Source organism: Sinorhizobium glycinis (genome assembly GCF_001651865.1).
GTDB lineage: Bacteria > Pseudomonadota > Alphaproteobacteria > Rhizobiales > Rhizobiaceae > Sinorhizobium > Sinorhizobium glycinis.
Genome location: NZ_LPUX01000045.1, coordinates 19619 through 31661 on the forward strand (window position 1 = coordinate 19619; position 12043 = coordinate 31661).

The following is a 12043-nucleotide window of genomic DNA, read 5'->3' on the forward strand; positions in this document are numbered from 1 at the left end:
CGCGCATTTCGAGACGACCTTTCTCGACGGGCAGCTCGCCCGGCGTCTGCGACCCGTCCGGCTTCTTTTTCTTTGAGCGGTTTCTCGCAGCCCCAGCCGCTTGCACGCGGCTCCATTCCGGCTTTTTTACCGACAGATCAGCTTTGCGCTTGAAGCGCTGCTTGCCGTCCCGTCTGGCGGCGGGCCCGCGAGGAACGGCGAAAAGGCGGCGCCGAAGCCCCTGCATTGTTAGTGGCAAGGCTGTTGCGGTGGGCGTTGACGGTTTCGCTCCGGCTCGACCCTACGGTCGAAAAGACGAAATGGCAGGAGCGGTCGGCCGTCTTGCCACAAAGCCTGATCTTCAGGAGGCGCATGTAAGAGGGCGGGCGACGGCATGAGCCGTGAATGCACTTGACTTCAGATTAATTAAGCGCTTTCTAACGATTTGCATAATTGATCGTTCGGATGACAACCATCCGCACTGTGGATTCGCCAGAACATGCGTTTTAAGGGCCTTGATCTCAATCTCCTCGTTGCGCTCGACGCACTGATGACCGAACGCAAACTCACGGCCGCTGCACGCAGCATCAACCTGAGCCAGCCGGCGATGAGCGCAGCCATCACCCGGCTTCGGACCTATTTCCGCGACGAGCTATTTACCATGAATGGTCGCGAACTTGTACCAACTCCGCGAGCAGAAGCGCTCGCACCCGCAGTCCGCGAAGCCCTGCTGCACATCCATCTCTCCATCATTTCATGGGATCCGTTCAACCCAGCGCAGTCAGATCGCAGTTTCAGGATCATTCTTTCCGACTTCATGACGCTAATGTTTTTCGAAAGGGTTGTGGTGAGAGTGGCGCGGGAAGCGCCCGCCGTCAGTTTCGAGTTGCTGCCGTTTTCCGATGAGCCAGATGAGCTTCTCCGGCGTGGTGATGTCGATTTCCTGATCCTACCAGAAATGTTCATGTCGCACACGCATCCCAGAGCGAAGCTGTTCGATGAGAGATTCGTGTGCGTGAGTTGCCCAACGAACCAGAAGCTACCGCCGCAGCTCTCCATCGACAACTATGTATCAATGGGGCATGTTGCGGCCCAATTCGGGAAGCAGCGGCCTTCCGTGGAGGAATGGCTATTGCGCGAGCACGGACTGCGAAGACGGGTCGAAGTCGCCGTGCCGGGTTTTACCATGATCCCGCCTTTTTTGTCGGGCACTGACCGCATAGCGACCCTCCCGTTACGACTGGCGATGCACTTCGCAAAAGCCATTCCCCTGCGGATCACCGAACTTCCGCAACCCATTTTTCCCGCGTTCACCGAGGCTGTCCAGTGGCCCGCGCCTCACAGCAGTGATCCGGCCAGTCTCTGGATGCGCGAGATATTTCTACAGGAGGCGTCTCGCGTTGAATTTCAATCCGAAACTTCGGCGCATGCTCTATCATCATCTCAATTGCCTACATGCCTCTAAAGCCGACGGCGCAACTCGCCACCCTTGAGCCCGCAACTGCACGGTCGGCTCAGGGTCGAGCAGTTTGGCTGCGGGTTGCGGCCGACCAGAAGGGCTCGCACGGCCCGAGCGTACGCCCCGCATGCCACGCTCCAACCATTTTCGGCCTATGCGCAGCATTAGCTCTTCAGCTTTAGCAGCCGGGAGACCATCTCATTCAGCGTGATATCCTTCGATACCTCGATCAAACCGCGCATGGGCATTAAGGCGAGGTTCTACTGTCCGCCATGCTACAAGTCACTCGCAAGTTGCCCTTCCGGACGCTCCCAATCCAGCCAATTGCGGTCGGAACGCCAATCCAACCGCCTCGCAGCAGCCTCCGCCGACAGCCCGTTCCCAGCCGTCTTCGATACTCGGCTCTGAAGATCGTGACTCAGTGCTCTTCCATTGCCTCCTGATTCTAAGAAAAGAACCCGAGACTGCGGACACGGAGATGCCTCAATTGAGTTGCTCACTTTGGAGTTGAGCTGTATCAAACGGGTGCCCTCGACAAAGGCCATATTCGATATAGCAGATCCCAGTAAATCATTAGGTGAAACGATCCTTCACCAGGAGTAAGTGTGTTGAGTATTGCCCCTGAGAAGAAAAGAGCCAAAGCGAACGCTGTGGATATTTACGTCGGCCGTCGAATTCGCCAGAGGCGACGATGGCAGAATATGCCCCAAGCGGCCCTCGGAGAAGCTATCGGGGTGACGTTTCAGCAGGTGCAAAAATATGAAAAGGGCTCGAACCGCGTGGGTGCGGGCCGACTTCAGCAGATATCTGATGCACTGGAAGTGCACCCTTCTTATTTTTTTGAGGACATGCCTGACGACACTCAGTCGATAGGGCAGGGCGCCCCTAATCAGGCCTATATCCCGCCCGAAGTGATTGAGTTCGCTGCAAGCGACGAAGGGGTCGAGCTCATCCGGGCGTTCTCCCGTGTCGGCAATCCCAATGTGCGCTGTCGAATCGTGAAGCTGCTCAAGTCTCTCGGCGAACACGACTGGTAAGCATGAATTCGCCCATTTCTGAGTCGAACGCGGCTACGCTCTCGGAATGAAATCAACCGTAAGTGACATCGCCATGGGACGCTTGCATTGACTCTGTAGCTCGTTAAGTTCAAATCATACAAGTGAGCTAGGGGAGGAAATCACAGTGGCTGACGAGAGTAACACAGGACCAGTGGCCGCGGCTGAGGCGGTTGCCGAAACGAAAGCACCAGCTGGCAAAAGGAAGAGTTCGTCGCGGCGTCAAAGAACGGCTGCCGGACAAGTTGCGGAATCAAAGACGACTGCTAAGCCTAAGAGATATAGCGAGACAGAAAGAGCTGACAAGCTCAATCTGATCGAGGCCGAAGTGGCTCAAGGCAATAGCACCCTAAAGGACGCGATCAAGAGCGCCGGCATATCGGAGCAGACCTACTACGTGTGGAAGAAATCTGCTAAGCCTGCCGATCGAAAACCTGAGGCGTCTGTGGTGGCCGGCGATGACCTTGCCGATCTCATTCAACTCGAAAAGGAAAACTTGAGGCTTCGCAACCTTTTGTCGGACAAACTGCGTGCGGAAAACGCCGAACTGCGCAAGAGACTTGGGCTGGATTAGCTCAAGAGTAGCCTCTCAAGGCTGTGGTAAGGCGCCCTGCCGGCTTCCGAAAGGGACGGCGTGCCTAGCCTTACGGCCACTTGCGTCGAGTCCGAAATGGCGGTATTTGGCCGAATGGTAAAGGAATGTCGTGGCGCGTTTTGGCGCTGATGAGTCGTGGATTGCTTGCGAGATACATATGAAAACACCACCACGGAGGTTTATTGTCGAATTCAAGCAAGTACGGCGGCGATCAAAGGAACGAACGAATTCAGTCTGGGGAAACACGGACCTTAAGGCTTTGACCCGCGAAGTGGAAGAGATGGCTCCGCATTTGTTCAACTTAACGGAAGAGCCAGTATCCCCTAACGTAGCCTACGGTCCGCCGGCCAGCCCGAATGCAGAGTTTCTCATTGCAGACAAAGAGAATATCGGGCTTGGGCCAGAAGCCGTGACACCGGCCCAAGGTTCGGAAAACGCGTTCTCGGGGCTGCATAATTCAAGTCATTCCGCAGTCGACGCTACTGACAAGTTGCAGGAGACGCCACCGGTCTCCCACACCCGAACAAACTCCAAACAGCGCATTTCGCGAAAGCTACCCGAGCGGTTGTCATTGGACGGGCGTGAGAATGTAGAACGCCCGATTTCTCGCGATGAATTGGCCACTCTCGAAGCAGAAAACAAGCGCCTCAAAAGGCTGCTCGCTGAACGGATCCTTACCCAAAACTTGCAACTCAAGAAGATGCTTGATCGGTTTAACCTCAATTGACGATGTCGCATCCGCGCGAAAGTCTTAGGAATCTCTTGGGGGCCGAACGGAGTCTCGCGTTTCAGCAATCGCTGATAGCTCTTCAATCCCACCTCAATGACACAGTTCAGGACCTTCCTCCATGTATCTAGCCATAGCACGCCGACCGATTCAAACAAACCTGAGCCTACGGCAGAATTAATGGTTTTTTAATAGACTTGGTAGCTGCGGATTAAAATTATGTTTTGACATATCCTCGATCGGTGTTAATTCACTAAATGAAAAGTGTCGTCGCAGATAAATACTTTGACGAAATTCCAGCTTGGGTTGTGATTCTTCCCTGTTGCTTTGAGCCGTCAGCCAGCTCGGCGCCTTGGCGGCGACTTCCCATCACGACTTGAGCCTTGATGTTGCGGCGGAGCCTGGCTCCTGTGCAATGACCGTCCAGTTTCAAGAGGCAAGTGAGTTCAGCGGCATTTTCTCGCATGTTTCCTCCTGAAACGTCGTTTTGGGATATGTTGCTAAGATCCGATAGGAGAAGAAGATGACAGAAACCACGCTCGGTGCGAGCAACGAACTCTTGGCAGAACTGACGGCAGAAATCGTAGCCGCCTATGTCAGCACCCACGTGGTTCCGGGTGCCGAGCTTCCGACGCTTATCGCTGACGTTCATTCAGCGCTCAACAATGCCACTGCTCCCGCGCCGGTGATTGCTCCCATTGAGAAGCCGAAGCCAGCGGTCTCGATCCGCAAGTCTGTGCAAAACGATCAGATCACCTGCCTCGAATGCGGCGGCGCCTTCAAGTCGCTGAAGCGCCACTTGATGACCCACCACAATCTGTCGCCGGAAGATTATCGCGAAAAGTGGGACCTACCCGCGGACCTACCCGATGGTCGCGCCCGCTTATGCGGAAGCCCGCTCGCGTTTGGCCAAGGAGATAGGCCTCGGCGAGCGCCGCAAGCGTCGTGGTAAGTAGAACGTTATCGCCGGCGGCGATCGCTGCCAGCTACGCGCCACGCCTTTAATTTGCGCGAAATGCTATGCAGAATGCGGTGTTTCGGCCGCATCTTCCAGATGCACGGCGTGATTGACGAATGTTGAGCCCGAACGAAAGCTTGGACATATGTAGATTTCACAGCTTACGCTTAAATCCAGCGATGACGAGACGGTGCGCCGCTTCAAGGTTTTCATTAATCTTGTCGTTGGCGAATCCGCCAAGTTCAACCGTCTCGATCCGGAGGTCCATCTTCGAGATATCCTCACGCGCATCGCCGGCCATCCGATCAACAGGCTTGACGAATGGTTACCGCGGAGCATGCGGCATCAGGGTCGACCATGGCCGGGCCTGCCAACACGACACTCATGCGCAGCGCGCCTGCGGCCTTCCTCGGTGGCGGCGTCATCGGCCCGCCTCCGAAGAGCTGGTCAGCTTGACGACATCGACGAACTTGCGTCGCGCGTGAGCAAGGCAGAACGCAAGCCGCATGGGGGCGACATTGCTCTCGTCCATCACGCGCGCCGACGCGGGCGCTTGCACAATGACGCTTTCGCAGGCCCGGCATGCATAGCGCGGCCGGATCGTCTGCTTTACCCGGACAACCGCCGGCACGATGTCGAGTGCCTCACTGACGTCCGTGCCGACGCAATGAAGCTCGAACGAGCAGCACGGGCAAATCTTGCTCTCCGGCTCGATAAGCTCTTCATACCGTGGGAGGTGCCTGGGTAAACGGCCGATGTTGCGCGACGGTGACCGTCGCTCCTGTTTTGGCCCTTCAGCCACGGGTGCAACATCGTCATTGGCCGCCTCGGGAATGTCGCTGAGATCGCCAAGGTCAAGCGTCGCCTGCGTCGGGTCGATCGCCGTCATCTTCTTCGATTTCGGCCCAAAGAGCTGCTGCTCCAGGAAGGCAACGCGCGCCTTGAGGTCGGCATTCTCTGCATCGAGCGAGAGAATGATCCGGCTCAATTGCGCGGCATCCTGAGGTAAAGAGTCGGGTCGAAGCGGCATAGCAGACCCTAGCACATGATCCTGAATCTTCAAGCAAATCCAATAGGATCAGCCCGCTTTCGTTGGCCGCTTTACGACGTTTCGCTTGACCCGAGTCCAGTCGATACCGGCCAGCAAAAAATTTGTTCGGCCTTGAAATGTACGTTCGTCTAACGTACATTTGGCTTAAACGACATGAAGGAGCCGGTCATGCGAGCAATCAAGGACGTCACGATTGACATCGATGAGCCGAACACCGTTCGAATGAACTTCCGTACGAAGGAGCGCGTGAAGAGGACGATCCAGCGTGCCGCGGCACTTTCCGGCCTCGACGATTCTGCGTTCACGATCAACGCTGCCTACCAGTCTGCCATTGCCACGATCGCGGCGCATGAGGCGACCTTGTTGCAGACAACGGACTACCAGGCGTTTTTCGACGCTTTGGATAATCCGTCCAAACCGACCGATCGGCTGAGAGACGCGTTCAAGCGTTATAGCGAGACCGTAGTCTCTAAGTAATGGCAAATACCGGCGCCGCAAAACGCATAGTCGAGCCGCTCGATCCCAACCGGTATGATCGGGCGGCTTTTTTTTGTGGAATCATCCAGGTCGACAACTTCTTCAAGAAGACGGCGAACAAGCTATCGAAAGCAGACAACCTTCGTGTCTATGTGATGACCGAAGACGATGGCACAACGGTTATAGGGTTCTACGCCATCAACAGCCACTCGATCAGCTATGCTGATCTGCCGGAACGCTTTTCCCGCACCCGGCCGGGACACGGCTCGATACCGGCCGCCTATATCTCCATGATCGGTCGCGATCTGCGATATAGGGGTGGCGGTTACGGCGGCGATCTGCTTACCGATTGCCTGCAAAGGATCGCCGGAATTGCTGACCAGATTGGGATCGCCGTCGTTCTTCTCGATGTCCTTGTTTGCGGTGACGAAGAAAAGACGAGCCGGCGTGTCGCGCTTTACAGCGAATATGGCTTTCAACCTTTGCCGTCAATGCCGCTTCGGATGTTCCTGCCGATCGCGACGATCAGGAGCCTAATGGGCTAACGCGCATTCGGTGCGCGATGCACGCATTTAAACGAAATGTGCCACACCTGCATGACGGCGGTTTAAGTGCAAAAAGCAACAGGAACAAAACCGCTCTGCTGTTCCATAAGATAGATTATGCGATCTTGATATGTAGCGGGGGTGGGTTCAAGGATGAAGTGCGACTTGCGATAGATACCAATGGGTTATCACTCGCAAGGAATGCTCATGAGACGCACCTACTCCCAGATCGATATGGATGAACGTCGCAGGATCGCTCGCTGGCGAGCGGCCGGCCTCAGCGCCACGGTCATCGCCGAGAAGCTCGGACGGCATCGTTCGACGATTTTCCGCGAGCTCAAGCGCAATGCGTTTGAGGATGCGCAGATGCCGGATCTCAGCGGCTACTATTGCGTGACCGCCAACGAGATGGCACGTGAACGCAGAGCCAAGCTGCGCAAGCTCGCCCGCTTCGTCCATGTGCGCCAATCGGTGGTCGAGCGCATCATGCATGGCTGGTCGCCACAGCAGATCGCCGGCCGCATGCGGCTGGAGCGCCATCCGATTTGCGTCAGTTATGAGACGATCTACAAGTTCGCCTATTCCGCAGACGGCCAGGCCATCAAGCTGTGGCGGCACCTGCCGGAGCGTCGTGCGAGACGCAGACCGCGGCATGCCCGACGGCGTCACGGTCGCCGCTTCAGCCCGGAACTCAACATTCTTCACCGTCCTGATACTGTCGCCGAACGCAAACAGTTCGGGCATTGGGAGTGCGATCTCATTCAGTTTCGCAAGAAGTTCGGCAAGGCCAACGTGACGTCACTGGTGGAGCGGGTCAGCCGCTTTGCTGTCTTCCTGCGCAACAACGACCGGCAATCCAAGCCGATCATGGACGGGCTGATTGAGGTGCTCCAACCCCTGCCCCACGCTGCTCGACGCTCGATCACCTTCGACCGTGGCACTGAGTTCAGCGAATGGCCCTATCTGCAGGCTGGCATCGGAACGCAGACATGGTTCTGTGACCCGCAGTCGCCCTGGCAGAAAGGCACGGTCGAGAACACCAATGGCCGGGTTCGCAAATGGCTTTCGAGAGAGGTCGATCCCCTGTCGATCAGCGACGGCGAGCTCAGGGACATCTGCGACCGGCTCAACTCGACACCGCGGAAATGCTTAGGCTACCGAACGCCCGCGGAAGTCTTCCGCAAGAAACTGCTCGCGCAAATACGACGTGTCGGGTAGCGTCACACGCGCAAGTCGCAGTTCGGCATGAATTCACACGGCAGTTTAGAGATGCGACATATAGGCCAGTTAGAGATGCGACAGTCGTCGCCTCTTGGGATGCTGGTCAAACGTCAGCGTTTGGAAGGAAGACTGGCGACGTGAAGTGTGGCTGAGCCCAACAGCGTTCGGAGTCGTCATGTCTTGTTTGATCGTCATGTCGCAGAAAGAATTGCATCGCCTTGAACTCATTCAGCGGATTCGCGGTGGCAGCCTGAGTGTCGTCGAGGCGGCCGAGTTGCTTCGTCTTAGCCGCAGTCAGGTCCACCGGCTATTGCAGGCCTATGACCTGGCCGGCGCCGACGGACTGGTCTCGAAGAAGCGCGGCCGTCCGAGCAACCGACGTCACAGCGAGGATTTCCGCAACCTGGTGCTCGACCTAGTGCGTGAGCATTATGTCGATTTCGGTCCGACCTTGGCGGCCGAGAAGTTGATCGAACGCCACCGGATAGCCGTCAGCAAGGAGACGCTGCGCCAATGGATGATGGAAGCCGGCATCTGGGTGTCGCGCCGCGAACGCAAGAAGCGGGTTTTCCAACCGCGCGGCCGACGCGATTGTTTCGGCGAACTGGTCCAGATCGATGGCTCGCATCATTGGTGGTTCGAGAGCCGCGGTCCCAAATGCGCCCTACTCGTCTACATTGACGATGCCACCGGCAAGCTGTTGCATTTGCGCTTTGCGACTTCAGAGAACACCTTCGACTATCTGCATGCGACGAAGGCCTATTTGCAGCAATGGGGCAAGCCGATTGCGTTTTACAGCGACAAGCATGGCGTTTTCCGCAGCACGGCGCTTTATGAGCTGAACATGACATCATCTGCGCCAACACCCCGCAGGCCAAGGGGCGCGTCGAGCGCGCCAACCAGACGCTGCAGGATCGGCTCGTCAAGGAACTGCGGCTGCGCGGCATCGACACGATCGCGGCGGCGAACGCCTATGCGCCAGAGTTCATGGCCGACTTCAATCGTCGCTTTGGCAAGGCGGCGCGTAATCCGAAGGACATGCATCGGCCGTTTGCCGCGCATGAGAACCTCGATGGTGCGATGTGCCGCAAGGAGGTTCGGAAGCTGTCGAATTCGTTGACGCTGCGCTATGACAAGGTGATGTTCATTCTCGATCCGACAGATCGCGCAGCGGCGCTGGCCGGCAAGAAGGTTGTCGTTTGCGACTATCCCGACGGACGCCTGGAGATCACAGACGGGGAAGCCACCCTGCCCTACAGGACGTTCGACACGTTACGGTCCGTGCATCGCCCTGAGGTGGTCGAGAACAAACGGCTGGATGACATGCTTTCGATCGTCGCTGAGCTGCAGGCGGGGCGCCAACAGCAGCGCAGCAAAGGCGGACCGCGCCGCACCGGCCAGACGGATCATATGTTCGGCATTCGCGATGGCAGCCAAGGGAATGGCTACCAGAAGCGTGGCACCAAGCCTGGCAGAAAGACCGATTTTACCCAGGATCCCGTGGTTATCGCAAAGCGGCAGCAAGCCCTTGCGCAGCTGAAGGCGGCGGAGTGATCGGGCGGTCAAAGCTAAAGTTTATTTTGCCGCTGGAGCCATCCGCCGCCGACCGGGCTGCGCAACCCTGACCAGCTCCACCCGGACGGCGGCTTGCGTCTTCGTACTTTGCAAATATAGCAACTTGCAAACTAAGTAATAATGATTAGGATGATGTCGCGTTTCTAAGTTGATTACTTTGTCTCATCTTTAATTAGCTGTGACATGATATGTAGCCGCAAAGTTAAAGTGTCCTGTTCCTGCAAAGTAAGAATGTCACTCTCCCCGCGTTTTGATGACGTGGGAGATTGCGGATGGGATTGATTGCGATGAGCGAGCGCGACCTGGATTGAGGTTTTGTCGAAGGTGATCGACGGCCGCATGACGATGGTGTCGGCGGCGCATGTCCTGGGCTTAAGCACGCGCCAGGTGCGTCGGCTGCTGGATCGGATCAGCGCTGGCGGTGCGGCGTCGATCCGCCACAAGGCGATCGGTCGCCCATCGAACAATCGGATTTGCGACGGCGTGCGCGATTATGCCATGGCGATCGTGCGCGAGCGCTATGCGGATTTCGGTCCGACGCTGGCGGCTGAGAAGCTAGCGGAGCTTGATGGCCTGACGGTGTCGCGCGAGACCTTGCGCCAATGGATGGCGGACGCCGGTCTGTGGCTGTCGCGCAAGCAGCGGCGGACGTTTCATCAGCCGCGGTTGCGGCGCGAGGCCTGTGGTGAACTGGTGCAGATCGACGGTTCCGAGCATCCCTGGTTCGAAGATCGCGGTGATCCCTGTTCGCTGCTGGTGTTCATCGATGATGCGACCGGCAAGCTGATGCAGTTGCGGTTCGTACGATCGGAAAGCGCGTTTACGTATTTCGAGGCGCTGCAGCTCTATCTGAAGGCGCATGGTGCTCCGGTCGCCTTCTATTCCGATAAGCATTCGGTGTTCCGGGTGGCGAAGAAGGATGCCAAGGGCGGTCAGTGCGCGCTTCGCAAAAGCTGGACATTGATTCCGCTAAATCCCGGACGGCGCTTTCACTAAAGTGGAGTGCACCCCCAGACTGAGACAAGGAAAATCGCGGACAGTTTCCCGTGTTCAGCTATGCCGCCTTTTCCATCCGTCGTCCACCTGAATGCTTCTGTTCGTATTCCTCCGGCGTGAGATAGTCGAGCGCCGAGTGCAGGCGCTGCGTGTTGTAAACGGTATCGATGAAAGCGCCGATGCGCCGGCGAGCATCGTCTGCATCCCTATAGGCGAGACCTTGCACCTCTTCCTGCTTCAGGGTCTTCATGAAGCTCTCCGCTTTCGCGTTGTCATAAGGATTTCCGACACGGCTCATGCTCGCCTGGATGCCGTGAAGATGCAGAAGTTCGGAGTAGGCTCCGCACGCGTATTGAACGCCGCGATCGGAATGATGCACGAGGCTCCCGGCCACGGGCTGGCGATCGGTGATAGCCATCTCGAGAGCTTCGATCGCAAGGCTTGCTCGGAGATGCGTATCCAATGCCCATCCGACCACCCGGCGGCTAAACGCGTCAAGCACAACGGCAAGGAATGCAAACTCCTCAGCGAGATGAAGGAAGGTGATATCGGCAACCCATAGCTGGTTGACCCCATTGAGGATCATGCCCCTGGCGAGGTTCGGCACGACTTGCCAACCATGCCTCGAGTTGGTCGTTGTAGGAACAAAGGGTCTTGCGCGCAGGCACAACAGATTGTCTTCACGCATGATGCGTAGAATGCACTTGTGGTTGACTTGCCACCCCTCCCGACGCAACAGGGCTCCGATCCGGCGGTAACCGTAGTGCGCGTTGCCGAGAGCCATCTTTTGAATGAGGTCTCGCAAACCTGTTTCGGCCCGACGAGGGGCCGAATCCAGCCAGTGACGGTAATAACTCGCGCGGCTGACGCCCGCGAGCCAGCACATTCGGTCGATGTTGAATTCGCCTTGCGACAGGCCGGTTGTCATCTTTTCGATGACTTTGAAGATCCCGTTTCGCCAGGAGCGCTGCTCCGACGCTGATCTTCCTCGAAGTGCCGCAAGGCTTCGCGAAAAAAATCGAGATCGAGCTGCTGTTGCCCGACTTTCTGCTCCAATTCCCTGATCCGGCGCCTGGCCTTGGTCAGTGCCTTTTCCTGAGGCGCTGGCTGTTCGACGGCGCTCTGCAGCTGCAAGTCCCCGTCAACTCCTGCTGTCGATCTGGCCGGCCGCCCGCGCCGACGTGACTTCAGATTACCATGAAGCCTCAGCTGATCACGCCACTCGTAAAGACGTTGGCGACTGATGCCAACCTCATCTGCCAACTTGCTGACGGTTTCACCCGCCTCCATGCGCTGGAGAAGCTCCAGTTTTTGGTCCTCATCAATAATACCAACGAGCGGTGATCATGACCGATGCGCCCATTCGCGGAGTCCGATGGACATGATCTTCCACGGCTGGTCGACG

9 protein-coding genes and 5 pseudogenes are annotated in these 12043 nt (G+C 57.1%); 10 read left to right on the forward strand and 4 right to left on the reverse strand.

What is annotated here, in order from left to right:
• Positions 1-478 precede the first annotated feature (478 nt).
• From nodD1 to AU381_RS01295, 5 genes and pseudogenes are all read left to right on the forward strand, one after another.
• Positions 479-1444, forward strand: coding sequence for a transcriptional regulator NodD1 (nodD1, locus tag AU381_RS01275; RefSeq protein ID WP_014857603.1), 966 nt, complete (start codon positions 479-481; stop codon positions 1442-1444).
• A 599-nt stretch (positions 1445-2043) separates the two neighbouring features.
• On the forward strand, positions 2044-2475 hold the full coding sequence (locus AU381_RS01280; RefSeq protein ID WP_015633385.1) for a helix-turn-helix domain-containing protein: 432 nt from the start codon (positions 2044-2046) through the stop codon (positions 2473-2475).
• A 145-nt stretch (positions 2476-2620) separates the two neighbouring features.
• Positions 2621-3067 carry a transposase gene (locus AU381_RS01285; RefSeq protein WP_014857606.1) on the forward strand — a complete coding sequence of 149 codons (447 nt, stop codon included), beginning with the start codon at positions 2621-2623 and terminating at the stop codon, positions 3065-3067.
• Between the two features lie 178 nt (positions 3068-3245).
• Positions 3246-3815 carry a hypothetical protein gene (locus AU381_RS01290; protein WP_064240030.1) on the forward strand — a complete coding sequence of 190 codons (570 nt, stop codon included), beginning with the start codon at positions 3246-3248 and terminating at the stop codon, positions 3813-3815.
• A 523-nt stretch (positions 3816-4338) separates the two neighbouring features.
• Positions 4339-4771, forward strand: a pseudogene (locus tag AU381_RS01295) (Ros/MucR family transcriptional regulator).
• Positions 4772-5299: 528 nt separating this feature from the next.
• On the opposite strand, the pseudogene AU381_RS01300 reads toward AU381_RS01295, so the two are convergent.
• Positions 5300-5803, reverse strand: a pseudogene (locus AU381_RS01300) (IS66 family transposase zinc-finger binding domain-containing protein); the annotation flags it as partial.
• 48 nt (positions 5804-5851) lie between these two features.
• Positions 5852-5926, reverse strand: a pseudogene (locus AU381_RS29415) (IS66 family insertion sequence element accessory protein TnpB); the annotation flags it as partial.
• 66 nt (positions 5927-5992) lie between these two features.
• Between AU381_RS29415 and AU381_RS01305 the strand changes: the two are divergent.
• The 5 genes and pseudogenes from AU381_RS01305 to AU381_RS01325 form a co-directional block, all read left to right on the forward strand.
• Positions 5993-6301, forward strand: coding sequence for a type II toxin-antitoxin system TacA family antitoxin (locus tag AU381_RS01305; RefSeq protein WP_014857612.1), 309 nt, complete (start codon positions 5993-5995; stop codon positions 6299-6301).
• On the forward strand, positions 6301-6846 hold the full coding sequence (locus tag AU381_RS01310; protein ID WP_014857613.1) for a hypothetical protein: 546 nt from the start codon (positions 6301-6303) through the stop codon (positions 6844-6846). Before AU381_RS01305 ends, AU381_RS01310 begins: the two co-directional genes overlap by 1 nt.
• 207 nt (positions 6847-7053) lie before the next feature.
• The gene (locus AU381_RS01315; protein WP_014857614.1) at positions 7054-8064 is read left to right on the forward strand and encodes an IS30 family transposase; all 1011 of its coding nucleotides are present in this window, start codon (positions 7054-7056) and stop codon (positions 8062-8064) included.
• 178 nt (positions 8065-8242) lie between these two features.
• Positions 8243-9621 (forward strand): annotated as a pseudogene (locus AU381_RS01320) (ISNCY family transposase).
• A gap of 293 nt (positions 9622-9914) precedes the next feature.
• Positions 9915-10617, forward strand: a pseudogene (locus AU381_RS01325) (ISNCY family transposase); the annotation flags it as partial.
• Between the two features lie 79 nt (positions 10618-10696).
• On the opposite strand, the gene AU381_RS01330 reads toward AU381_RS01325, so the two are convergent.
• The gene (locus AU381_RS01330; RefSeq protein WP_015633379.1) at positions 10697-11566 is read right to left on the reverse strand and encodes an IS3 family transposase; all 870 of its coding nucleotides are present in this window, start codon (positions 11564-11566) and stop codon (positions 10697-10699) included.
• On the reverse strand, positions 11563-11967 hold the full coding sequence (locus AU381_RS01335; protein ID WP_034859804.1) for a helix-turn-helix domain-containing protein: 405 nt from the start codon (positions 11965-11967) through the stop codon (positions 11563-11565). Before AU381_RS01335 ends, AU381_RS01330 begins: the two co-directional genes overlap by 4 nt.
• Between the last annotated feature and the right edge of the window lie 76 nt (positions 11968-12043).